This window comes from Deinococcus detaillensis (genome assembly GCF_007280555.1).
GTDB lineage: Bacteria > Deinococcota > Deinococci > Deinococcales > Deinococcaceae > Deinococcus > Deinococcus detaillensis.
In genome coordinates, this window is sequence record NZ_VKDB01000010.1 from 46,793 (window position 1) to 68,345 (window position 21,553).

Consider the following 21,553-nt stretch of genomic DNA (forward strand, 5'->3'; position numbering starts at 1 on the left):
GCTATGATGAGCAGCAATGGCGAATGTCGTAAAGCCTGCCGTGCTGGTCGCGGCTTCCACTTCCTCGCGGGCAGCGGCGCTTTTTGGCCACCTGCCTCAAGCCGACGTCTATCATTCGCCAGACGCCGACACGCTGCTGCGCGAAACACGCCTGCGCCCGCCGGACGTGCTGGTGCTGTATACCGACTTGCCCTCCAGCGTCGCGCTGAGCGAGGTGCTGGGCATCTTGAAGAGCCGCGAAGACCTCGCCAACACCCGCTTTCTGGCGGTGGGGAGTCAGGGCCTGGGCGCACTGCTCAGCGCCGGGGCCGACGCCCTGATGAGCGACAGCACCGCGCCGGAAGCGCTGGCCTTTTTGATCAGCACGTTGCTGGGCCGGGTGCGCCAGCAACGCGAACTGGCTGAGCGCAACCTGGGCCTGCTCAAGAAGCTCGACGCCTGGGAGCATGAGGAGCGGGTGCGCGACCAACTCGTTCACATGCTGGTTCACGATCTCAAAAACCCTATCGCGGCGGTGATGGGCCTGCTCGAAATCGTGGAAGAAGATGAGCGGCTGCCCCAGGACATGAAAGAACTGGTGCATTTGTCGCGGGAAGAAACCCAGCACCTCTTGCACCTGTCGGTCAATATGCTCGATGTCCGCAAGATTCAGGCGGGCAAGATGAACCTCGACTTCGAGCTGATGTTTTCGCCGATGTACACCGAAGTGATCGACTTGGCGCGGGGCGACGTGGGCGCGGGCCTGCGCGAGCGCCGCCTGACCATTGACGTTGCGCCCAACTTGTCGCCAGCGCGGGCCGATCCGGGGATTTTGCGCCGCATTTTTGCCAATTTGCTGAGCAATGCCATGAAGCACACCACCAAAGACGGCAAAATTGAAGTGCGGATTCTCAAGGTCGCCGAAGACGTGCAGTTCACCATCCGCGACAACGGTGAGGGCATTCCCGCCGATGACATTCCTAACTTGTTCGCCGCCTTCGAGCAGTCGCGCCTGACCCTACATGGCCGCTTTGACACCGGCATGGGCCTCGCGTTTTGCAAGCTGGCGATTGAAGGGCACGGCGGGCGCATCTGGGTGGAATCGGTGCGGGGCAAGGGATCGACCTTCACCTTCATTTTGCCGCTGGCCCGCGACGAGGAAGACGACGACGATTTCGCAGAACTGGTGTCGTAACCGCCGCTAGCTCTGCGCTGGCACGAGCGCTTGCACCCTGCCGACCACTCCCGAAGTCAGGCGAACCTTGATGCCGTGCGGGTGGCTGGCCGAGTTGGTCAGTAGCGCCGCCACCACCCCGCGAGTGAGCTGCCCGCTGGCCTGGTGGTGCTTTTGAATCACGTCCACGGTCAGGCCGGGGCGGATGAGGGAGCGGGGCGGAGTCATGGGGTTAGTATAGCTGGTTTTTGAATTTCAGCCCCTCAACGTAATGACCCGCATCCGCTTGCCGCGCTTTGCCGCTTTGCTGGGGATGAGCACTGCCACAGCTTGGCGACGTGCTTGAGGCGGGTTTCGGTGTCGGTGTCTTGCCCCCGAGTCCCAAGGTAACCTTTTTAAGACTTGCCACTTTCACCCCGCACCCAGACGCTAAACTGCTCTGATGACTCTCGCCGTGCCCTCGCTCTCCAAGCTGCTGCCGACGGTGCCGGTGGGCAATCTGATCTTGCTGCCGCAGGTGGCCCGCGCCGCGCTGTTTGCCGCCCACGCTGGTCCCGCCGTGCTGCTGACCACCCCCGACCGCCTGCCGCTTTACGAAGGCGCGGGCAAGCTCGGCGCACCCATCAGCGTCAATCCAGGTCTGCGCGAGTGGGACGACAGAAAAGAACATGTGGTGCTGGACATCCAGACGGCGATGGACCTGTTTCCGTCCAGGCCCGAGGACCACGCCCTGACCTTCAAAGTGGGCCGCCAGTACCCGCGTGAGGAACTGCTCTCGCGTCTGGAAAAACTCGGCTACGAGCGTCTGATCGATGGCCGCCTGGACGAGATTGGCTTCATTCTGCGCGGCGACACGCTGGATCTGTATTTGACGGCTAATCCGCAAGAAGACCAGATCGCCGCCCTTAGAGCTGAGTTTTTTGGCGACGAATTAGACACTTTGCGCGAGCTGAGCCAAGACGGCTTTCCCGGCGAAAAGATGCCGCAGTTCACGCTGGCCCCCACCACCGAATACCTCAGCGAGGTCAAGTGGGACGCCACCCGCTTAGAACTCCTCGCCGGACGAATCTTTCTGGACGCGCCGGAGTTTTACGCTTCCACACTTGGCCCGATGACCGACGTGCTGTGGGCGCACCTCCTGACCCGCGAAGTCAGCAGCTTTGGCCGCGCTCCGCTGATTCTGGAAGACTTCACGCTCGATCTGGTGACGCTGCCGTATTACCGCGCCCGTCTCGGTGAACTGGCCCGTGACGTGGACGAATGGCGGGCGGCGGGCTACCGGGTGCTGCTGCTGGTGCGCCATGACCGAACCGCCACCTATCTGGCCGAAAAACTGCTGGGCAACAAGGAACCCAAATGGCTGAACCTGCCCCGTCTGGAAGCGGGCGAACTCGGGTTTCTGCGCTCCAGCGGCGAGGGCGGCTTTGTCTTGGAGCAGGCCCGCATGGTCGTCCTAACCGAGGATTTGATCTACGGTTTTCAGGGCGGCAGTGCTCTAAGGGGCAAGAAACTCAGCGGCAAACCCGTCACCGACGCGCTGGGCCTGGCGGTGGGCGATTACCTGATTCACCCCGAACACGGCATCGGCCAGTTTCAGGGCCTGCAAACCCGTACGGTGCTGGGCGTCACCCGCGATTACCTCAACATCAGTTACAAAAATGAAGCGTCGCTGGCCGTGCCGATTGAACTGCTGCCCACCCTGCGCCGCCACCCCGGCACCACCGACGACCCGCCCGCGCTGAGCAGCCTAGATAAAAGCGCCTGGGCTAAGGCCAAAGAACGCGCCCGCAAGAACGCCGAGGAGGTCGCCAGTAAGCTGCTGGTGCAGTACGCCGCCCGTCAGGTCACCCCCGGCAACAGCTTCGCGCCCAACCCCGAGTGGGAAAGCCAGATTGAAAAGAACTTTGAATTCGAGCTGACGGCAGACCAGAAGACGGCTCTCAAAGAAACACTCAAAGACCTGGAAGCCCCCAACCCGGCTGACCGCCTGATCTCCGGCGACGTGGGCTTCGGCAAAACCGAAGTGGCGCTGCGGGCCGCTCACCGCGTCATCGGAGCGGGGATGCAGGTGGCGGTGCTGGTGCCCACCACGTTGCTGGCCGAGCAGCACACCTCGGTCTTCGTGGAGCGCTTCAAGGACTTGCCGGTGCGGGTGGAAGGGCTGTCGCGCTTTACCGGCGACAAGCAGGCCAAAGCGATTCTGGGCGATCTGGCGCAGGGCAAGGTGGACCTCATTATCGGCACCCACCGCCTGCTGTCCAGCGACATCGTATTCAAGAACTTGGGCCTGATTATTGTGGACGAGGAACACCGTTTCGGTGTGTCGCAGAAAGAAAAACTGCGGGCCATGCGTGGTCTCCCCGAAATCAGCAAAGAAGGCAAAATCGAGATTCCGGAAGGCGTGAAGGCGATTGACACGCTGGCACTGTCGGCCACCCCGATTCCGCGCACGCTGTATATGAGCATGGTGGGATTGCGCGATATGTCCAGCATTCAAACGCCGCCAAAGGGCCGCAAACCCATTCAAACCATCCTCGCCCCTTTCGATCCGGTGACGGTGCGCGACGCCATCGTCTCTGAGATTGAGCGCGGCGGCAAAGTCTTCTACATTCATGACCGCATCGCCAGCATCGGCGCACGCAGCCTGTATCTGCGTAATCTGGTGCCGGAAGCTCGCATCGGCGTGGCGCACGGGCGCATGAACGAAGAGGAACTCGAAGAAATCATGCTCGGCTTTGAAGAGGGCGCGTTCGATGTGTTGGTGTCCACCACCATCGTAGAAACGGGCCTGGACATTCCAGAAGCCAACACCATTCTGATTGAGCGGGCCGACCGCTTGGGTCTGGCGCAGCTTTACCAGTTGCGCGGGCGGGTCGGGCGGCGCAGCACCGACGCTTACGCCTACCTGTTCTTCCCACCTCGCATGACCGAGAACGCCTCGCGGCGGCTGTGGGCCATTGCCGACCTTCAAGACCTGGGCAGCGGGCACCTGCTGGCCGAAAAAGATATGGAAATTCGCGGCGTCGGCAACATTCTGGGCGAGGAGCAGCACGGGCACGTGCAGGCCGTCAGCATCGACGTATACACCGAGATGCTGGCCGAAGCGGTCGCCAAGCTCAAGGGTGAGCCGCTCAAGGCTGCACCGACGGTCAGCGTTGACTTGCCGATCAGCGCCCGCCTCGACGCCGGATATTTCGGCAACGACGAGGAAGCCCGCATCAGCACTTATGGGCGGCTTTCGGAAGCCCGCACCTTGCAGGCCATCAGCCGTGTCGAGCGCGATCTCCGCAAGAAATTTGGCCCGCCCAGCCCCGAAGTCCAGAATTTCATCGACCTCGCCAAGCTGCGGCTGACCTCGCTGGCAAGGCGGGTGTTGAGCATCGGAGAAACCATGACTGATCTGCAAATTACCTTCGCCTACAAGGCGCTGGATTACGATGCGGGCGGCCTCAAGAAGTTCCCATACAAAACCGAAGTGACCACCTTCCCGCCGTCGCTCAAGATTCAGAAACGCGGCATCAGGGTGGATGATTACGCCAGAACGCTCATTGACGTGCTGGGGTATTTCGGGTGAGTGGAGTCGACACACTGTACCGCTGCGCTGATTAATTGACACCTGCCAGATGCAGCCTTCCAAGCGGCCCTGACCCGTAGGCCACGCCGAGCGGGTAGACTGCTTGACAATCCATGACCCTAACCCAATCTAAAGATTTGATTGCTCCCGATGCTGCCCAGCGCCCGCTTGACGTGGTGGTGCTGGCCGCCGGAGCCGGAACCCGAATGCGCTCGGCCCTGCCCAAAATGCTGCATGAAGTGTGTGGCCGCCCGATGGTCGCTTGGGCCGTCAAAGCTGCCCGCGACGTGGGGGCACGCGACATCGTGGTGGTCACGGGTCACGGTGCAGATCAGGTGGAAGCTGCCCTCGCTGGGCCGGAGGTGCGCTTTGCTCGGCAGGGTGAGCAGCTCGGCACCGGACATGCCTTCCTGCTGGGCGCGGCCAAACTGCGCGGCGACGCCGACGTGCTGGTGCTCTACGGCGACAGCCCGATGCTGAGCGTGAAGACGTTGAACGCCCTGCGCCGTGTTCATCTAGAGGAGCAAAACGCTTTGACCGTGTTGACCAGCCGCCTGGCCGACGCCACCGGTTACGGGCGCATCGTGCGCGGCGAGAGCGGTGACGTGGAGCGCATCGTGGAGCAAAAAGCTGCCACGCCCGAGGAACTGCGTCTCACCGAGTTCAACTCCGGGGTCTACTTGATGGACGCCCGCGCTCCCGAACTCGCCGCTCAGATCGGCAACGACAACGCCGCGCAGGAGTACTACCTGACCGATTTGCTGGCCCTCTACCACCAGCAGGGTGCGAGGGTGGCTGCCTACTGCATTCCCGACCCCAGCGAAGTGATGGGAGCCAATGACCGCGTGCAGCTCGCTGAACTCGCCCGCTTGATGCAGCGGCGCATCAACGAGCGCCACATGCGGGCGGGTGTGACCCTGCGCGACCCGGCCACCGCTTACATCGAAGACGCCGTCACCATCGCCCCCGATGTCATTCTCGAACCCGGCGTGGTGCTACGCGGCCAAACTGACATCGGCACGGGAGCGGTAGTTGGCGCGTACAGCAGCCTGACGGATACCCAACTCTCTGCCCGCGTCCAGATCAGGCCTCACAGCGTCCTTGAGGGAGCGCGGGTTGGTGAAGGCAGCGACGTGGGGCCGTTTGCCCGTCTGCGTGCCGGTGCGGTGCTCGATACGGGCGTGCATATCGGCAACTTTGTGGAAGTCAAAAACAGTCACCTCGCGGCGGGCGTCAAAGCGGGCCACTTGGCTTATTTGGGCGACGCCAGCATTGGAGCCGAGAGCAACATCGGAGCCGGAACCATCACTGCCAACTTCGACGGCGTAAACAAGCACCGTACCCAGATCGGCGCGGGGGTCTTTATCGGCAGTAACGCCACCCTGATCGCTCCCGTGACTCTGGGAGACGCGGCGTTTGTGGCGGGCGGCAGCACCGTCAACGCCGACGTGCCGGAAGGAGCGATGGCGGTGGGGCGCGGCACCCAGCGCAACATCGGAGGCTGGAGCCTGCGCTACTGGAAAAGGATGGAGCGTCAGGTGGCCCAGAAATTGCCCTGGCTCTCGGCCTGGCTCTCGCGGCAAGATTAGAAAGGCGCTCAGGTGGCTTAGAAAGGGGCCGTGAACCTTCAAGGCTCCTTTATGTTCGGGCACTACGCTCAGGGCGTTACATCTGACCTGCCCCCAGGCGCGTATAACCTAGAGAAGCACCTCTAAGCCCCCTGCCGAGTTCAACTTTGCTCCACCTGACCTTCTCACTGAATCACGCGCTAAGCGTTTAAAGGAGTTTTATGGGCCCAATGGAAGTCATTTTAATTGTAGTGGTCGTCGTTTTGCTTTTTGGAGCTAAGAAGATTCCTGAGATTGCCAAGGGCCTCGGCCAGGGCATCAAGGAATTCAAGTCCACCAGCAAAGACACCACCACGGACACCACCGTAGTGACCCCGCGCCGCGACAGCGACGTCTAAACAAGGCGCGGGCCATGACCAAACTCAATGCCGGTGCCAGCGCTCCGATTTTTGATCACCTCGAAGAGTTGCGCCGCCGCATCATCTACAGCTTGCTGTTTTTGGTGGTCGGAGCGGGCATCGCTTGGACGAAGGTGCCGCAGATCATCTTGCTGCTCAAAGAACCGCTGACCTACACCAATCTCTACAAAGCGGACAAGCTCCAACTCGTCGCCACCGGCCTGACTGAGCAGCTCATTTTCAGCTTTACCATCGCCTTGTGGGCAGGACTGGCCATATCTTTGCCGTTCATTCTTCATCAAATCTGGCTGTTTATCGCACCGGGCCTGTATCCGAGTGAGCGCAAATATGCTGGCCCCTTTATTGTCGGTGCGGGCCTGAGCTTTCTGGCGGGCGGAGCGTTTTGCTATTACATGATCTTGCCGCCGATGGTTAAGTTTCTGGTGGATTTCTTGGGCGGTACCGTCGGCGCGATCTTCTCGATTGGTCAGTACATGGGCCAGATCATCACGCTGCTGATCTCGTTCGGGCTCTGCTTTGAAATCCCGATTCTGGCCGTCATCCTGACCCGCATCGGCATCGTCAACCATGTCATGCTCCGGAAAATGTGGAAGTACGCATTCATGGCCTGCCTGATTCTGGCCGCCATCATCACCCCGACGCCCGACCCGATCAATATGAGTATCGCCGCCGCGCCACTGTATTTGCTTTACGAGATTGGCGTGCTGCTCTCGCGGGTCTTCCGGGTTCGTCCAAACGAGGCTTTGGAGTCGGGCAATCCCACTTGAGAGCGGTTATCTCGTACCCTCGCCGTAAACTTATCTAGAAAAACTTGTCAATTGACTAGTGCGCCCCGCATCTTGGTGGGGCGCACTTTTTAGACTAGACAGATGAACCACAACGATTTACCGGTGCCGGATGCCAGCAGCCAAAATCTGCCGAGTATTGAAGATCTACGTGCTCAGATCGACAGCATCAATGACGATTTGATTCGCCTGATTTCGCGCCGCGCCCAACTCGCTGCCGAGATCGGCCATATCAAGACTTTGGAAGGCCGCCCGCACCACTACGACCCGGCCCGCGAAGAGCGGCAGCTCAAATATATCGAGGAAGTCAACCCCGGCCCCTTCACGGCAGCGGCGCTCAAGTCCATTTTCAAAGAGATCTTCCGGGCCAGCCTCGACTTGGAAGAAGCCAACGACAAAAAGCAGTTGCTGGTCAGCCGCAAGCAGCAAAGCGCCGATACCGTTCTGGACATCAAGGGCGTGCGAATCGGCGGAAACGGGCCGCCTATTATCATCGCCGGGCCGTGCAGCATTGAGGGCGAGGAGCAGATGGAAAGCACCGCCGCTTTCTTGGCGGCCAAAGGCGTCAAGATTTTGCGCGGCGGTGCTTATAAGCCGCGCACCAGTCCCTACGGCTTTCAGGGCATGGGCGTCGACGGCCTGATTCTGGGCGCTGGCGCGGCCCGCGAGCAGGGAATGCTGTTTGTCACCGAGGTGATGGATACCCGTGACGTAGAAGTGGTTGCAGAATACGCCGACATCTTGCAAATCGGCTCGCGGAACATGCACAACTTTGCTCTACTGCGTGAAGTGGGCCGCAGCGGAATGCCGGTGCTGCTTAAGCGCGGGTTTGCCGCCACCATCGAGGAGTGGCTCTACGCCGCTGAGTACATTCTGGCTGAGGGCAACAAGCAAGTCATTTTGTGTGAGCGCGGCATTCGCACCTTCGAGAAATGGACGCGCAATACCCTCGATCTCTCGGCGGTGGCGCTGGCCAAGCAAGAAACCCACCTGCCGGTCTTCGTGGACGTGACCCACGCGGCGGGGCGGCGCGACCTACTGATTCCGCTGGCCAAAGCTGCTCTGGCGGTAGGCGCAGACGGCCTACACGTCGAGGTCCACCCCAGTCCCGCCACTGCCCTCTCCGATAACGAGCAGCAACTCGACTTCGCGGGCTACGAAGCCTTTGACGCCGCCATCAAGCCGCTGATGGGTGTTTTGAGCGTCAAGGGCTAAGTAGAGAATGGGGGAGAGAGGAGAGGGCGCTTCTCTCTCTTGGCTGTTTTAGCGGCCCACTGCGGGAGAGTCGCAGATCAGACCCAGTCCAGCTTCGTCCACGGCGGCGGCGGCCACTCCACTTCAATGTCGTCGCCTGCTTTTACTTCGCCGCCACTCAGCACCACGCCCATGATGCCTGCTTTGCGAATCAGGTGGCCACTGTCATCTCTGCCCAGCACGGCGGCCAGCAAGCCGGAGCGCTGAGCAGCGCCGAACCGTTCAATCTGAGCGCAGGGGTTTCGCAGCCCGGTGATTTCCACCACCGCTTCGCCGCCGAGATGCAGGCGCGTACCGGCCGGCAGCGCCAGTAGATCCAGCCCCAATGTCGTTACATTTTCGCCGAGTTGTCCGGCACTGACCTCAAATCCCTGCGCGGCCAGCTCTTCAAAGAGTTCGGCGTGAAGCAGATGAACCTGGCGCAAATTGGGCTGCGACGGGTCGGCAGCCACGCGTGAGCGGTGCTGAACCGTCACGCCGCTGTGGGCATCCCCCTCCACGCCTAGGCCCGCCAGCAAGCGGACACTCGGCTGCGGCGGTTTGCTGAACTCATGTGCGCCGCTCCGGCTGACGGCCCCGACCTGACCAACAGGAGCATCTCTGTTGTGGCCTTCACTGTGACGGCTGTTCATTAACCTGCTCATTGTGTCATATTTCGCCCGTCAGCAGTGCCCACTTTGGCTGAGGCTCTGGCGTGACATTTCACCTGACGCTCTCATGACTTTGGGCCTATCATAGGTTCACCGGCAGAGCGCCCACAACCCAAGTTGTTACTTCTGCTTCTGGCCGGTAAAGAGGTGACTTTGTGCATATCTACAAGCTGAGCGGACGCAATGTTGACGTGACCGACGCCCTGCGCGACTATGTGGAGAGCAAACTGACGCGGCTCGACCGATTTAACGGTCAGATTACCGACGCCCGCGTGACTCTTACCGTCAGAGACGTGCGCGACGCTTCACGCCGCAATAGGGTCGAGGTTCAGCTCAACGTGCCCAACGGCATCATTCGCGCCGAGGAACACAACGCCGACATGTACGCCGCCATCGACAAGGCCGGTGACGTGTTGGAGCGGCAGCTGCGCAAGTTCAAAACCAAAATTATGCGCCACCGCAACGACGCGACGCTCGACGCTGCAGCGCCTGCGCAGGCTGACAGCAGCGGTGACGATGTCAGCGAATTTAACCCCGAGATCGTGCGGCAAAAGCGCTTCGATATGCGCCCGATGTCTGCCGAGGACGCCGTGACCCAAATGGAAGCGCTCGGCCACGACTTTTACGTCTTTTTGAACATGACCACCGATTCCTGCGGAGTGGTGTATCGCCGCAAAGACGGCCACTACGGACTGATTGAGCCGAGCTGACCTGAGCGGTAAGCGCTCAAAGAGTTGGGGCATCTTAAACAAGGTGGCCTAACTGTCTTTGAGCAGCTCCCGTGTTGCGTCTTGATCCCGTTTCAATTGCGCTCTCAGTTCGTCCAGGCCGCCGAACTTCTGCTCCGCGCGGATAAAGTGAAAGAACTTGACTTGCAGTTCTTTGCCGTACAAATCGCCCTCAAAGTCGAGCAAGTTGACTTCGAAGCGTAGCGTGAGGCCGCTGACGGTGGGGCGGCTACCGATATTGGCCATGCCGCTGTACGTTTGGCTGGTTCCGCCAGATTCGACCTGCACCCGCACGGCAAAGACGCCCCTGGGCAGCGCCTTGCCCCCGGCGACCTGCACATTGGCCGTCGGAAAGCCGATGGTGCGCCCCAACTGATCGCCCTGCACCACCACGCCCTGAGCGCTGTAGCGGCGGCCCAGAAAGCGCTGAGCGCCCTCCACGTTGCCGGAGCGCAGAAATTCGCGGATGCGGGTGCTTTTGATGTCCTCACCGCCCAGGCTGTGCATCGGCAGCGCGATCACGTCTCGGCTGACCTGGCGCAGGTCCTCGGTGCTTCCCTCCCTGCCCTTGCCAAAATAGAAGTCCTCACCCACCACGATGGAGCGCGGGCGCAGGCTCCGCAGATCATCCAGAAAATCGGTCTTGGGCCGGGAGGCAAACTCGGCTGTAAACGGCACGGCGATGACTTCGTCAATACCGTAGCGCGAGAGCAGTTCCAGCTTCTCCGGCAAGGTGGACAAAAACTCTACCCCCTGCGTAAAGACGCGGGTGGGCGGATCGAAGGTGTAGACCACGCTCGGCACGTGGTAATGGCGGGCGCGTTCCTTGAGGCGGGCCAAGAGCGCTTGGTGGCCGAGGTGCAGGCCGTCAAACGAACCGATGGCCACCACCGTCTCGGTATCGGGGCGCTGGCTGGGCGAGAGGTAGGTTTTGAGGTTGGTCACGCTCAAGTCAGTGCCGCCCTTCCTGCCTTTTGCCTTCCTGTCCTCTTCCCTGTTGATCGCCGCCTTGCTGATCCACCTGTGCGCCCATTCCGCTGGCGGGCGGCGCACCTGTCAGGGCCAGCAGCGCAGCGGTGACAGTGGCCGCGCTGCCCTTGATGGAGCCGTCGCGCAGGCCGCTCAAGATCGTTTCAGGCCTGAGCCACACCACTTCGATCTCCTCGTCTTCGTCCATCTCTAAGCGCGACTCGCGGGCATTGGTGGCCTTGAAGACAAACAGTTCTTCGTCGCTAAAGCCGGGGCTGGAGTAAAACTGGGTCAGCAAGGTCATGTCGGCGTCAAGTCCGGCTTCCTCTTGCAGCTCGCGGCGGGCGGCGGCTTCGGGGGTTTCGCCCGCGTCGATCAGGCCTGCTGGAACTTCGATGGTGTAGGCGTTGACGGCGTGGCGAAACTGCTTGACGCACAGCAGCTCACCCGACTCGTTTTGCAGCAAAATGGAGACTGCCGGAGCGTGCCGCACGATCTCCCATTTGCCATCCTGCACTTCAAGGCTGACGACTCGCCCGCTGTAAATGCTCTTGGTGGCGCTCTGATCTGACATGAGTCGAGTTTAGCAGGCGGGGGAGAGCAATAAAGCGGGCCACAGCGCTTGACGTTGCTGTGGCCCGCTTAAAGTGCTAGTTGAGTTTAGCCCCGGTCAACTTGACGGAGGAACGCCGGGATGTCGTAGTCTTTGGGGTCGTACTGACTCTGGCCGCGTGAAGATGTGCGGATGGTCGAGGACGGAGAAGGAATCGGGTCGAGTCGCCCGCTACTGAGTGCGGTTTGCGCTTCGTTGAAGCCGGTGGCGATCACCGTGACGCGCACTTCGTCGCCCGCATTTTCGTCAAAGCTCACTCCGAACAGCATGTCGGGGTCGTCGTAGCCGGTGGCGTCACGGATCTTCTCGACGATTTCGTGGGCATCGTTCATCGAGAGGTCGTAGCCGCCGGTCACGTTGACCAGAATGCGCCGTGCGCCTTCCACACCGCGCTCGAGGAGCGGGCTGTTGATGGCGCTGGTGGCGGCCTCCTCGGCCAATTTGTCGCCGCGTCCCGAGCCGATGCCCATCAGCACTGCGCCCGCGTTGGAAAGGAGGTTGCGAACGTCAGCGAAGTCCACGTTGATCATGCCTTCGACATTGATCACGTCGCTGATGCCCTTGACGCCGTAGTACAGCACCCGGTCAGCGATCAGGAAGGCGTCGCGGATAGCCACTTTTTTGTCGATGGCGGTCAGCAGCTTTTCGTTGTTGACCACGATCATGCCGTCGACCCGCTCCTGAAGCTTGATGATACCTTCCTCAGCGACTTTGCTGCGGCGCGGCCCCTCGAACTTGAAGGGCCGGGTCACGATGCCCACCGTCAGGATGTTCATTTCGCGGGCGACTTCGGCCACCACCGGAGCCGCGCCGGTGCCGGTGCCGCCGCCCATGCCCGCCGTAATAAAGAGCATGTCAGTGCCCTCTAGGTACTCTTTAATGCGCTCGCGGTCTTCCATGGCCGCTTTTTCACCGACTTCGGGGTTGGCTCCAGCGCCCAGCCCACGGGTCAGGCGGTCACCAAGTTGGATTCTGACTTCGGCGTGGCTCTTGGCCAGCACCTGCGCGTCGGTATTTCCGGCGATAAACTCCACGCCTTCGAGTCCCGACTCGATCATGCGGTTGACGGCGTTGTTTCCTGCTCCACCGAGGCCGATTACACGAATTCTGGCCGCTTGCATCAATTCTTCTCCTTAAGACCGGAAACTGTCTTCCGTACACTTGATAGTTTAACGCAAGGATACCGTCTAAAAGCCTTGGGCATGGTGGGGTGGTCTGTGCCGCGCTTAGAGGAGCTCAAGTTTTCTCATCAACGTCAATGGAAAGCGCCTCGGCGGGTGGGCCGGGGCGCTTTGAGAGCGGTGAGGAGCGGTTACAGAATGCGGCGGGCGCTGACGTAGCGGCTCGACCAATACGGATTAGACAAGTTGTCGACCATGGTGCGCCCGTAATAGCTGTTGGCGTTGGCGAAGCTGCCGTTGCCCAGATAGATGGCCACGTGCGAGATGCCGCCGCCCATGGTGCTGAAGAACATCAGGTCGCCTGCTTGCAAGCTGCTGCGGGACACGGCGTAGCCGCTGCGCGACTGTGAAGCGGCGGTGCGCGGCAAAGACACACCCATCGAGCGGTAGACCGCTTGGGTGTAGCCGCTGCAATCCAGACCCCAGTTGCTGCTGCCGCCGCTGGCGTAGCGGATGCCCAAAAAGCGCAGCGCAGCGGAGCGGATGGTGCTGTTCCCGCTGGACTGGGGCGCAGCAGCCGTCGCCTTGGCTGAACTGGTCTGGCCGCCGACATTCAGGCGCTGGCCGATTTGCAGGGTGGTGCTGCTCAGACCGTTGAGCTGCATCAGCTTTTGCGGCTGCAAATTGTAGCGCTGGGCGACGCTGGAAAGCGTGTCTCCGGCCCTGACGGCGTAGGAGGCGGCGGTGGCGCTGCCGCTCAGGGCAACTACGGTCAGGAGGATTCGGAAGGCGTTCATGAATAAAAAGAGTTTATCAGGCCTTTAACTTTAAGCCATTCACGCTCAGCTTATTTTAGGGCTTTATCCCTCCTAGACGTTAAAAAACCAATACAAAGGTTCATCTCATTTCCTAGAGGTTATCGTGCTGTTCTCATCTGACTCATCTTTGGGCTCACGTGTGATTTTTCTAGCTTACGGCGCTTACGGGTGTCTGATGCACACTTAAGCTCCAACTCTCTGAGATTGAGTGAGCCAAAACTCATTTTTCACATCTTTCCTGCCTCTCAAAGACTTGGTAAGTGCTCAAGGTCTAGACTTGGGAAATGCGTCTGGCCATTTTTAGCGATATTCACGGCAATTTGCCTGCTTTGGAAGCGCTGCTGGCCGATTTGAGGACTCAAGCGCCCGACCTTTTGCTGTGTCTGGGTGACGTGGCTATGACTGGCCCCTTTCCCAACGAGTGCTTGCAAGCGGTCGCGGCGCTCGGCTGTGGTGTAGTGATGGGGAACGCCGATCAAGCTCTGCTGGAGGCGCTGCCCGCTTTTGTGCCGCGTGGTTTGCCGGACGAGCAAGAAATCTACGACTTGGACGCTTGGAGCCATGCGGCGGTGGGCGACAAAGAGCGCGAGTGGGTGCGGGCCTATCAGCCGACCTTGCGCCCCGCACCGGAACTGCTGGCCTTTCACGGCAGCCCGGAGAGCAACACCGAGGTGCTGGACGCGGGTACGCCGCAGGAGCGCTTGGCCCAACTCCGCGCCGAGTACGGCGACGCGCCGCTGTGGATTGGCGGCCATACTCACCGCCCACTCCTGCGGAGCTTGGACGGTTGGACGCTGCTCAACCCCGGATCGGTGGGAATGCCGTTTGAACTCAGAAACGGCCACTACGTCAATCTGGCCCGCGCCGATTATTTGATTCTGGACTTGGTGGCAGGGGTGTTTCAGCCTCAGTTTCGGCAGGTGCCGTATGCGGCCAGAAGAGTGCAGGACGGCTTTGTGGCTGCCAAAGTTCCCCATGCCGCCAAGTGGGTAGCCGAATGGGTGGACGTGCGCTGAACAGGTCAAGCGGAGCCCTCTTTTCGCTTCACCTGCTGACCAAGTACGGCTAGATTACCGTTTCGGGATTCCGTAAAGAGCGCTCCATCCCTATCGTCGTGAACGGACGCCCTTGAGGACGCCACTCCTTCACTCCCATCTAGCCGTACTTTTCCCATCTCTCGCGTCTTGGGCAGAGCAGCACCTACCGGGCCTGCCCGCTCCGCTCGGTTTATCTAAAGATAAACATTGACCTACTTAAGCAGAGTACCGGGCTTCTTTTCCGCTAATCTGACAAGCATGAGCATTCATATCAACGCCGAAGTCGGCCAAATCGCCCCCACCGTTTTGCTGCCCGGCGACCCGCTGCGGGCAAAGCACATTGCCGAAACTTTTTTCACCGACCCCGTACAGCACAACGACGTGCGCGGCATGCTGGGCTTTACCGGCACCTACAAAGGCAAGCCGGTTTCCGTGCAGGGCACCGGCATGGGTATGCCCAGCGCGGGGATTTATATCCATGAGCTGATCAACTCATATGGCTGCAAAACCCTGGTACGGGTCGGTACCTGCGGCAGTTACCACGAGGAAGTGCATGTGCGCGACCTCATTTTGGCGCAGGCGGCTTCTACCGATTCCAATATCAACAACATCCGCTTTGGAGCCAAAAACTACGCACCGATTGCCGATTTCGGCTTGCTGCTGCGGGCTTATCAGGTGGCCCAGCAGCGTGGCCTGCGCTCACATGTCGGCAACGTCATGAGCAGCGACACCTTTTACCACGACGACTTCGACCAGTACAAAATTTGGGCTGAGTTCGGCGTGTTGGGCGTGGAGATGGAAGCCGCGCAGCTCTACACCTTGGCCGCCAAATTCGGCGTGCGGGCGCTGACCATTCTGACGGTATCGGATCACCTGATTACCCATGAGGAAACTACCGCCGAAGAGCGCCAAGTGACGTTCAACGGGATGGTCGAAGTGGCGTTGGACGCGGCGCTGGAAACTGCTTAAGGCACGAATTTTGCTCGCCTGAGGCGGCAAAACCGCCGACGGTGCTTGGGGCGTCTGTCAAGGTCCGTGTGCGGTGAAGCAGCAGCGTGTTCACGACTCAAGATGGAGAAGCAGGCGGCCAAGTTACCTCAGCCGCCTGCTTTTTTAATTGAGCTGAGTGAGTTGCCAAGAGACTCAGCTCAGAACCGCTCAGTCACCGTCTTGAGCTGCATGAAGTTGCCCAAATACTCCGGCCCACCGGCTTTGCTGTCGGTGCCGGACATGTTGTAGCCGCCGAACGGCTGCACGCCCACGATGGCCCCGGTGATCTTGCGGTTGAAGTACAAGTTGCCCACTTCAAATTCGTTTCTAGCCTGCTCCAAGCGGGCGCGGTTGCGGCTGCACACGCCTCCGGTCAGGCCGTACTCGGTGGAGTTGGCGAGTTCGAGGGCGTGCTTGAAGTCGCGGGCGCGGAAGACTGCCACGACTGGCCCGAAGATCTCTTCTTGGGCGAGGCGGGCGTCACTCGGTACGTCACCGAAGATGGTGGGCTGCACGTAATGGCCTTTTTTACCGCCGCACTCGCCGGGGGCTTCTCCGCCGGTCAGCAGCTTGGCTTCACCCTTGCCGATTTCCTGATACTTGCCGACTTTGTCAAACGATTCCTGATTGACCACCGCTGTGACGTTGCAGTTGGCTTCACCCGTGCCGACGCTCAGCGCTTTGGTGCGCTCCACAAACTGGCCTACCACTTCTTCGTAGACCTCGTCCACCACGATCAAGCGGCTCATAGCGCTGCACTTCTGGCCGTTGAAGCCGAACGCGCCCTGCACCGCAGCGGTCACGGCGTTGGGCAGATCGGCGGTTTCGTCCACGATCAAGGCGTCCTTGCCGCCGAGTTCCAAGATGACCCGCTTGAGCCACTTCTGGCCTTTGGGCACTTTGGCCGCCACCTCGTTGATGTGCAGGCCCACGCTGCGCGAGCCGGTAAAAGTCACGAAGCGGGTCTGGGCGCTCTGAACGAGGTACTCGCCGACTTCCTCGCCCACGCCGGGCAAAAATTGCAGCACGCCAGCGGGCATTCCAGCTTCCAGCATAATGTCCACCACGAATCCGGCGATCATGCCCGAATCCTCGGCGGGCTTGGCAATCACGCAGTTGCCGGCGACAATCGGGGCGGCGAACATGCCCGCGAAAATGGCGTAAGGAAAGTTCCACGGCGAAATGCTGACGCCCACGCCCAGCGAGAGGTACATCAAGCCGTTTTCTTCACCGTCAAACCAGGTGGTTTCCGCCGCGCCGAAACCGGCATACTTCATGGCTTCGCGGGCGTAGTACTCCAGAAAGTCGATGCCCTCGGCCACTTCCACATCGGCCTCGGCGTAGTTTTTACCGACTTCCAGCGTCATCAGGGCGCAGGCTTCCAAACGCCTGCGCTTGAGGATCGCCGCCGCCTTGAGGAGGATGCGGGCGCGGGCGTCCATGCTCCAAGTCTTCCAATCGGCCCAGGCGGCCCACGCGCCGTCGAGGGCACGCTGAGCGTCTTCTATGGTGGCTTTGGCGGTGCTGCCGATCACTTCGGACGTGTCGCAGGGGTTGGTGCTGTAGAGCTTTTCAGCGGTGTCCACCCGTTCGCCGTTGATGATCAGCGGGTAATGTTTGCCCAGCAACTCGGCGCGAACTTTGGCCAGCGCAGCCTGATAAGCGTCCACGTTGGCGGGAACGGTGAAATCGATAAAAGCTTGTGGGCGGTAGGGTTCGACTTTAATCATGGTTGGGCACTCCTTAAGAAGGGGTTGTGGTGTCTAGAACGTGGGGAAAGCGGGTTTGCGCGGCGATTGCCCTTCCCACTCACACCAAATCAAACAAAGACTCGTTCTGCAGGTCTAGCCGCCGCATCTGGGCGTCCACTTGCGGGAGACCCTGCGGATAGAGCTGCGCGGCCACCTGCATCAGAAAGTCTCTGGGGTGTTCGGGCAAATTCGGCAGGCGGCCCAGCAAAAACCAGTTCAGATCGCGGTCGTCAAATTCGGAGAGGGCGTAGGCCCAGGTGCGGGCCAGCGCGGCGTCTTGGGCTTCGGTGAGGTTGTCTAGGCCCGGCAAAAGCAACTGGGCCACATAAGCCGCGTCTGCCGGGCGCTCCGGGTTAAAAGCCGCCAGCACGTGGTCGGCTTCACCGGAACGCGACGCCCAGCCGAGCAAGCCGAAAAACTGGCCCAGATAAAAGCCGTTGATGTGTTCAGGATCGGGAAAGCGGGCGCTCACGGTGTGACCTTGGCGTCCGAAACTCAGCCGCCGAACATGCCGCGCAGCACGAACAAAGCGTTGCTGGGGCGCTCGGCGATCCGGCGGGAGAAGTACGGATACCAGTCGTCGCCGTAAGGGATGTAAGCGCGGACGCGGTAGCCCTCACTCGCCAACTGCTTTTGAAGGTCGCGGCGTACCCCATAAAGAAGCTGAAATTCAAACTGGTCACGCGGGATGCCGTGCGCCAGCACGAACATTTTCACGTCGTCGATGATGCCGTCGTCGTGCGAGGCCACGTTGGTGTAGTTGCCCGCTTTGAGGTTGGCGTACACCAAGCGGCGGTAACTGGCGTTGATATCGGCCTTGTCCTGCATCGCCACGCTTTCCGGCTCGAGGTACGCGCCCTTGACGATTCGCAAATTGGGCTTCAGGTCGGCCAAATCGGCCAAATCTTTCTCGGTGCGGTGCAGGTAGCTTTGCAGCACCGTGCCGACATAGTGATGTCCAAATTCCCCGACCAAGCTGCGGAACTGTGCCAACGTCACGTCGACGCGGGGGTGGTCTTCCATATCCAGCGCCAAAAAGCCGCCGTAAGGCTTGGCCCGGCCCAAAATCCGGCGGGCGTTGGTCAGGCCCAAATCTTCGCCGTCTACTGTCAAGCCCTGCCCCAAGCCCGAGAGTTTCACGGTGATGTACGGCTGAATGCCGGCGGCGGCGGCCTGATCGACCAAGCTCAAAATCTGCTCGGCAAAGGCGTTGGCGGTGTCGGGGCTGTCCACGAACTCGCCGAGTAAGTCCAGCAGACCGCCGATCCCATCTTTTTGCAGGTCTTTGACCGCCTGAATAATGTCGTCGGCTTGGTGGCCCGCCACGAAACGCTGGGCAAGGCCCCAACCGCGTGAACGCATGACGCTTTCCACCGCTTTGTTTCCAGCGACGGTCAGCACAGTTTTGCGGTAGATCTGATCAATCATAATGTGGCTCCTGAAGGCGCTCCCCGCGTTTGCGGCTGAGCTGAGGGAAGCTGAAGTGTTTGAAGTTCGTCCATCACCAGCGCGGCAAAGGTGCGGACATGCTGCTGGGCAGCGGCGCGGGCCGCCTCAGGGTTGCGGCTGAGCACCGCTTCCAAAATGGCGGCGTGCTGATCATGGGTGCGGGGGTAAGCGTTGAAAGTGCGGGTCTGGTGCTTGATGAGCGACACCCTGACTTCGAGGTCGCGGCACAGCGCAAACAACACCGCGTTGTGTGCCGCTTGCGCCACGCGGCGGTGAAAGGCGAGGTCCAACAAGGTCTGCTCCCGGTAGTTGCTGGGTTTAGCGCTGCTGAGTTGTGCAAGCGCCAGCCGCAAGGCCGCCGCGTCATTGAGGTCGTGCTGATCAGCCGCCAGCGCCGCCGCGAGGCCGTCGAGTTCTGCACGCACCACATACGTTTCGGCAATTTCTTGCAGCGAAAGCTGGCGCACCCGCACGCCCTTGTTGGCTTCGGTTTCAATCAGGCCGTCTTGGGTCAGGCGCATCAGGGCCTCACGAATCGGCGTGCGGCTCACCCCCAATCTCGCACCGAGTTCGACTTCCCCGAGGCGCTCACCCGGCAAAAATTCACCGCCCAAAATGGCTTCACGCAAATGCAGATAAACGCCTTCACGCACCAATGCTGGACGCTCGAAAGCGGGCCTGTTGGAGAGTAGGAGCGTCATGTGGATATTGTATACAATCTTTGGGGGAAGTAAAGGGGCAGCGGAAAGCGGCCAAGAGCGGCGGAACTGGCGCGGCAGTCTTTTATGCAATTAGGTCGGCGGCTCCCAACCAGAGCATTTGCTCCTTAGTCTGCGTACAGCGATTCAATTGGGAAAATGCGCTCGGCGAAGCGGCGTACACCTTCTTTTCCGGCCCGCCCCTGGCAACCTTCGGTGCCGAAGCACAGCGTCATATAACGGGTGCGGCGCGAGCTGACCAGCACCCGGTAAACGGCGGCCTCACTGCGCGAGCGGGTGTAGTGGCACAAATCGCAGTGCAGAACCTTATTGCCTTTGGGATCAAGCGGGGTGAACTCAGCGAGTTGAGCGCCGCTGACCAAGGCCATTCGCCCGTCGGCCACCGCGTACAGGCCCAAGGTTTCGCGGGGCGTGGTATGGTCGCCGAACCATTCCCGCGCCGTTTCGGGAAAAAGCTCGCGCAAAAGGTCGTGTTCGGAGTGTTCGCTCATAGCACCCAGTATAAAAAAGTCCAATAACTTCAAACAGAAGATGCCGCCCATTTCCGGCCTGAGGTTCTAACCGTAACAAAGGCGCTCATCGTCATTCTGTTTGTAAGCTAAAATAAAGCAGTGAGAGCTTGCCAGTGAAAGGAGACGGGTGAAATCGCGCAGCACCAACCGCAGCGGCATCGTGATGCGACGCAAAGTCACGCCAGCAGGCGACATTATCGTGACGCTGCTGACGCCGCAGGGCAAAATCAAAGCGGTGGCGCGGGGCGGTGTGCGCGGGCAGCAGGCCAGCCGCCTGAACCTCTTTCATCACGTCGGGGTGCAGCTTTACCAGACGCCCCAGGCCGACCTCGCCACCGTGCAGCAAAGCATTTTGGAAGGAGCGCTGCCCAGACTCTCCGAGCCGGAGCGTCACCCCTACGCGCACCTACTTTCCGAACTGGCCGACGCTCTGTTTCAAGAAGGCGAGTTTTCGGAGCAGGCCTTTGACTTGTACGCGGGCAGCTTGCGCGGCGTCTCGCGGCACCCTGATCCCGAATGGGTGGCGCTGGTGATGAGTTACAAACTGCTGGCCCTGGCCGGATTCGCGCCGCGCACCCGTCACTGCGCCCGCTGCGGAGCCGCCGACCCCTCACATCCCGATCCACTGGGCGGCCAACTGCTGTGTGGGGCCTGCTCCAATCAGCCGCCGCACCCCCCTGAGCGCCTTGAATTTCTGCGCGAAGTGCCGCGCCGCAGTGTGCGTGCTTTGATGGACGCGCCGCTGAGCGCCGAGCAGCGCCCCGCCGTGTGGCGCAGCCTGGAGCGGTTCGTGACGGTGCAGATCGGTAGCGTGCAAAGTTGGCGCTCGCTGGTGGGCGGCGAGGCGGTGGGGGCTTGAGCGCTGAGCGTCCGCACTGTGCTGGGCTTCCAGCAACGCTAAATTGAGCGCTGTGATTCGCCTTCTTTCTCTACCGATTTCGTGCTTCCTCCTTGCGCTGAGCAGCGGTCTGGCTGCTCCGCTCTCCGATTCCGCCGCGCCGTTTCAGGTGAATGTCCCGGATAGCTGGGTACAGCGCCCTTATCCCAATCATTTGCCCGGTATGCTGGTGATCGCCCCGGGCACGCCGCCGCCGGTGGTGCTGCAATTTTTCTATGCGCCGCACAAGGGAAAGCAAAACGACACCAAGATGCTCGCTGATTTCATTGGCGGTGTGGAAGAGTCGATGAGTGGTGATGGGCGTGGCAGCGTCAAGCAGCTCAGCACCCGTCCGCTCGACGTAGACGGAATCAAAGGCACCGAGCGCCAGTATGACCTGACCCTCAAAGCCAACGGCGTTACGGTTCGCACAAAAATCTGGTACGGCGTCAGCGCCAAAAACTTGCTGTCCTTTCAGGTGACCATCGGCACGGCGGCCACTCCAGCGCAGGCCGCCGCCTTCGACAAAGCGCTCAAAACGGTGAAATTCAAGCGCTGATTTCTTA

The 21,553-nt window shown here is 60.7% G+C and carries 22 protein-coding genes; 11 read left to right on the forward strand and 11 right to left on the reverse strand.

Going from position 1 to position 21,553, the window contains the following annotated elements; all coding sequences use genetic code 11:
- Positions 1 to 16: 16 nt before the first annotated feature.
- A complete protein-coding gene (locus tag FNU79_RS10425; protein WP_143720791.1) occupies positions 17 to 1,174 on the forward strand; it encodes a sensor histidine kinase in 1,158 nt (385 codons plus the stop codon).
- Positions 1,175 to 1,180: 6 nt separating this feature from the next.
- On the opposite strand, the gene FNU79_RS10430 is transcribed toward FNU79_RS10425, so the two are convergent.
- On the reverse strand, positions 1,181 to 1,381 hold the full coding sequence (locus FNU79_RS10430; protein WP_143720792.1) for a YwbE family protein: 201 nt from the start codon (positions 1,379 to 1,381) through the stop codon (positions 1,181 to 1,183).
- Between the two features lie 214 nt (positions 1,382 to 1,595).
- On the opposite strand from FNU79_RS10430, the gene FNU79_RS10435 reads away from it, so the two are divergent.
- The 5 genes from FNU79_RS10435 to FNU79_RS10455 all read left to right on the forward strand — a co-directional run bounded on the left by FNU79_RS10435 (position 1,596) and on the right by FNU79_RS10455 (position 8,714).
- Positions 1,596 to 4,727 (forward strand): DEAD/DEAH box helicase, encoded by a 3,132-nt coding sequence (locus tag FNU79_RS10435; RefSeq protein ID WP_143720793.1) that lies wholly within the window; start codon positions 1,596 to 1,598, stop codon positions 4,725 to 4,727.
- A gap of 113 nt (positions 4,728 to 4,840) precedes the next feature.
- Positions 4,841 to 6,316, forward strand: coding sequence for a bifunctional UDP-N-acetylglucosamine diphosphorylase/glucosamine-1-phosphate N-acetyltransferase GlmU (glmU, locus tag FNU79_RS10440; RefSeq protein WP_143720794.1), 1,476 nt, complete (start codon positions 4,841 to 4,843; stop codon positions 6,314 to 6,316).
- Positions 6,317 to 6,525: 209 nt separating this feature from the next.
- Positions 6,526 to 6,693 (forward strand): twin-arginine translocase TatA/TatE family subunit, encoded by a 168-nt coding sequence (gene tatA, locus FNU79_RS10445; protein ID WP_404825786.1) that lies wholly within the window; start codon positions 6,526 to 6,528, stop codon positions 6,691 to 6,693.
- A gap of 14 nt (positions 6,694 to 6,707) precedes the next feature.
- Positions 6,708 to 7,481 (forward strand): twin-arginine translocase subunit TatC, encoded by a 774-nt coding sequence (gene tatC, locus FNU79_RS10450; protein WP_143720796.1) that lies wholly within the window; start codon positions 6,708 to 6,710, stop codon positions 7,479 to 7,481.
- 102 nt (positions 7,482 to 7,583) lie between these two features.
- Positions 7,584 to 8,714 (forward strand): bifunctional 3-deoxy-7-phosphoheptulonate synthase/chorismate mutase, encoded by a 1,131-nt coding sequence (locus tag FNU79_RS10455; protein ID WP_143720797.1) that lies wholly within the window; start codon positions 7,584 to 7,586, stop codon positions 8,712 to 8,714.
- A 77-nt stretch (positions 8,715 to 8,791) separates the two neighbouring features.
- Here FNU79_RS10455 and FNU79_RS10460 read toward each other — a convergent pair whose 3' ends face one another.
- The gene (locus FNU79_RS10460; protein ID WP_143720798.1) at positions 8,792 to 9,385 is read right to left on the reverse strand and encodes an MOSC domain-containing protein; all 594 of its coding nucleotides are present in this window, start codon (positions 9,383 to 9,385) and stop codon (positions 8,792 to 8,794) included.
- A 173-nt stretch (positions 9,386 to 9,558) separates the two neighbouring features.
- Here FNU79_RS10460 and hpf point away from each other — a divergent pair, with 173 nt between their 5' ends.
- Complete coding sequence (gene hpf, locus FNU79_RS10465; RefSeq protein ID WP_124867130.1) at positions 9,559 to 10,113, forward strand: ribosome hibernation-promoting factor, HPF/YfiA family; 555 nt, start codon at positions 9,559 to 9,561, stop codon at positions 10,111 to 10,113.
- 48 nt (positions 10,114 to 10,161) lie between these two features.
- Here the strand turns inward: hpf and FNU79_RS10470 are convergent, their stop codons facing one another.
- The 4 genes from FNU79_RS10470 to FNU79_RS10485 all read right to left on the reverse strand — a co-directional run bounded on the left by FNU79_RS10470 (position 10,162) and on the right by FNU79_RS10485 (position 13,631).
- The gene (locus tag FNU79_RS10470; protein ID WP_143720799.1) at positions 10,162 to 11,076 is read right to left on the reverse strand and encodes a bifunctional riboflavin kinase/FAD synthetase; all 915 of its coding nucleotides are present in this window, start codon (positions 11,074 to 11,076) and stop codon (positions 10,162 to 10,164) included.
- A 7-nt stretch (positions 11,077 to 11,083) separates the two neighbouring features.
- Entirely contained in the window at positions 11,084 to 11,674 is a 591-nt protein-coding gene (locus FNU79_RS10475; RefSeq protein WP_143720800.1) for an NUDIX domain-containing protein, read from the reverse strand.
- Positions 11,675 to 11,760: 86 nt separating this feature from the next.
- Complete coding sequence (ftsZ, locus tag FNU79_RS10480) at positions 11,761 to 12,834, reverse strand: cell division protein FtsZ (RefSeq protein WP_143720801.1); 1,074 nt, start codon at positions 12,832 to 12,834, stop codon at positions 11,761 to 11,763.
- Between the two features lie 191 nt (positions 12,835 to 13,025).
- A complete protein-coding gene (locus FNU79_RS10485) occupies positions 13,026 to 13,631 on the reverse strand; it encodes a C40 family peptidase (RefSeq protein WP_143720802.1) in 606 nt (201 codons plus the stop codon).
- Positions 13,632 to 13,936: 305 nt separating this feature from the next.
- Here FNU79_RS10485 and FNU79_RS10490 point away from each other — a divergent pair, with 305 nt between their 5' ends.
- On the forward strand, positions 13,937 to 14,668 hold the full coding sequence (locus FNU79_RS10490; RefSeq protein ID WP_143720803.1) for a metallophosphoesterase family protein: 732 nt from the start codon (positions 13,937 to 13,939) through the stop codon (positions 14,666 to 14,668).
- Positions 14,669 to 14,947: 279 nt separating this feature from the next.
- Positions 14,948 to 15,658 carry a purine-nucleoside phosphorylase gene (deoD, locus tag FNU79_RS10495; RefSeq protein ID WP_143720804.1) on the forward strand — a complete coding sequence of 237 codons (711 nt, stop codon included), beginning with the start codon at positions 14,948 to 14,950 and terminating at the stop codon, positions 15,656 to 15,658.
- A 179-nt stretch (positions 15,659 to 15,837) separates the two neighbouring features.
- Here deoD and pruA read toward each other — a convergent pair whose 3' ends face one another.
- The 5 genes from pruA to FNU79_RS10520 all read right to left on the reverse strand — a co-directional run bounded on the left by pruA (position 15,838) and on the right by FNU79_RS10520 (position 20,089).
- Positions 15,838 to 17,409 (reverse strand): L-glutamate gamma-semialdehyde dehydrogenase, encoded by a 1,572-nt coding sequence (gene pruA / locus FNU79_RS10500; RefSeq protein WP_143720805.1) that lies wholly within the window; start codon positions 17,407 to 17,409, stop codon positions 15,838 to 15,840.
- 79 nt (positions 17,410 to 17,488) lie between these two features.
- A complete protein-coding gene (locus FNU79_RS10505) occupies positions 17,489 to 17,902 on the reverse strand; it encodes a hypothetical protein (protein WP_143720806.1) in 414 nt (137 codons plus the stop codon).
- A gap of 23 nt (positions 17,903 to 17,925) precedes the next feature.
- On the reverse strand, positions 17,926 to 18,858 hold the full coding sequence (locus FNU79_RS10510; protein WP_143720807.1) for a proline dehydrogenase family protein: 933 nt from the start codon (positions 18,856 to 18,858) through the stop codon (positions 17,926 to 17,928).
- The gene (locus FNU79_RS10515) at positions 18,855 to 19,580 is read right to left on the reverse strand and encodes a GntR family transcriptional regulator (protein WP_143720808.1); all 726 of its coding nucleotides are present in this window, start codon (positions 19,578 to 19,580) and stop codon (positions 18,855 to 18,857) included. Before FNU79_RS10515 ends, FNU79_RS10510 begins: the two co-directional genes overlap by 4 nt.
- A gap of 125 nt (positions 19,581 to 19,705) precedes the next feature.
- Positions 19,706 to 20,089 (reverse strand): hypothetical protein, encoded by a 384-nt coding sequence (locus tag FNU79_RS10520; RefSeq protein ID WP_143720809.1) that lies wholly within the window; start codon positions 20,087 to 20,089, stop codon positions 19,706 to 19,708.
- A gap of 148 nt (positions 20,090 to 20,237) precedes the next feature.
- Here FNU79_RS10520 and recO point away from each other — a divergent pair, with 148 nt between their 5' ends.
- Both recO and FNU79_RS10530 read left to right on the forward strand, forming a co-directional pair.
- Positions 20,238 to 20,969, forward strand: coding sequence for a DNA repair protein RecO (recO, locus tag FNU79_RS10525; protein WP_143720810.1), 732 nt, complete (start codon positions 20,238 to 20,240; stop codon positions 20,967 to 20,969).
- A 52-nt stretch (positions 20,970 to 21,021) separates the two neighbouring features.
- On the forward strand, positions 21,022 to 21,546 hold the full coding sequence (locus FNU79_RS10530) for a hypothetical protein (protein ID WP_143720811.1): 525 nt from the start codon (positions 21,022 to 21,024) through the stop codon (positions 21,544 to 21,546).
- Positions 21,547 to 21,553: the final 7 nt, after the last annotated feature.

Excerpts from the sequence above, each read along its gene's own strand:
- FNU79_RS10425 (WP_143720791.1), top strand. The coding sequence starts at position 17 with ATGGCGAATGTCGTAAAGCCTGCCGTGCTGGTCGCGGCTTCCACTTCC.
- FNU79_RS10430 (WP_143720792.1), bottom strand. The coding sequence starts at position 1,381 with ATGACTCCGCCCCGCTCCCTCATCCGCCCCGGCCTGACCGTGGACGTG.
- FNU79_RS10435 (WP_143720793.1), top strand. The coding sequence starts at position 1,596 with ATGACTCTCGCCGTGCCCTCGCTCTCCAAGCTGCTGCCGACGGTGCCG.
- glmU (WP_143720794.1), top strand. The coding sequence starts at position 4,841 with ATGACCCTAACCCAATCTAAAGATTTGATTGCTCCCGATGCTGCCCAG.
- tatA (WP_404825786.1), top strand. The coding sequence starts at position 6,526 with ATGGAAGTCATTTTAATTGTAGTGGTCGTCGTTTTGCTTTTTGGAGCT.
- tatC (WP_143720796.1), top strand. The coding sequence starts at position 6,708 with ATGACCAAACTCAATGCCGGTGCCAGCGCTCCGATTTTTGATCACCTC.
- FNU79_RS10455 (WP_143720797.1), top strand. The coding sequence starts at position 7,584 with ATGAACCACAACGATTTACCGGTGCCGGATGCCAGCAGCCAAAATCTG.
- FNU79_RS10460 (WP_143720798.1), bottom strand. The coding sequence starts at position 9,385 with ATGAACAGCCGTCACAGTGAAGGCCACAACAGAGATGCTCCTGTTGGT.
- FNU79_RS10475 (WP_143720800.1), bottom strand. The coding sequence starts at position 11,674 with ATGTCAGATCAGAGCGCCACCAAGAGCATTTACAGCGGGCGAGTCGTC.
- ftsZ (WP_143720801.1), bottom strand. The coding sequence starts at position 12,834 with ATGCAAGCGGCCAGAATTCGTGTAATCGGCCTCGGTGGAGCAGGAAAC.
- FNU79_RS10485 (WP_143720802.1), bottom strand. The coding sequence starts at position 13,631 with ATGAACGCCTTCCGAATCCTCCTGACCGTAGTTGCCCTGAGCGGCAGC.
- FNU79_RS10490 (WP_143720803.1), top strand. The coding sequence starts at position 13,937 with ATGCGTCTGGCCATTTTTAGCGATATTCACGGCAATTTGCCTGCTTTG.
- deoD (WP_143720804.1), top strand. The coding sequence starts at position 14,948 with ATGAGCATTCATATCAACGCCGAAGTCGGCCAAATCGCCCCCACCGTT.
- pruA (WP_143720805.1), bottom strand. The coding sequence starts at position 17,409 with ATGATTAAAGTCGAACCCTACCGCCCACAAGCTTTTATCGATTTCACC.
- FNU79_RS10510 (WP_143720807.1), bottom strand. The coding sequence starts at position 18,858 with ATGATTGATCAGATCTACCGCAAAACTGTGCTGACCGTCGCTGGAAAC.
- FNU79_RS10515 (WP_143720808.1), bottom strand. The coding sequence starts at position 19,580 with ATGACGCTCCTACTCTCCAACAGGCCCGCTTTCGAGCGTCCAGCATTG.
- FNU79_RS10520 (WP_143720809.1), bottom strand. The coding sequence starts at position 20,089 with ATGAGCGAACACTCCGAACACGACCTTTTGCGCGAGCTTTTTCCCGAA.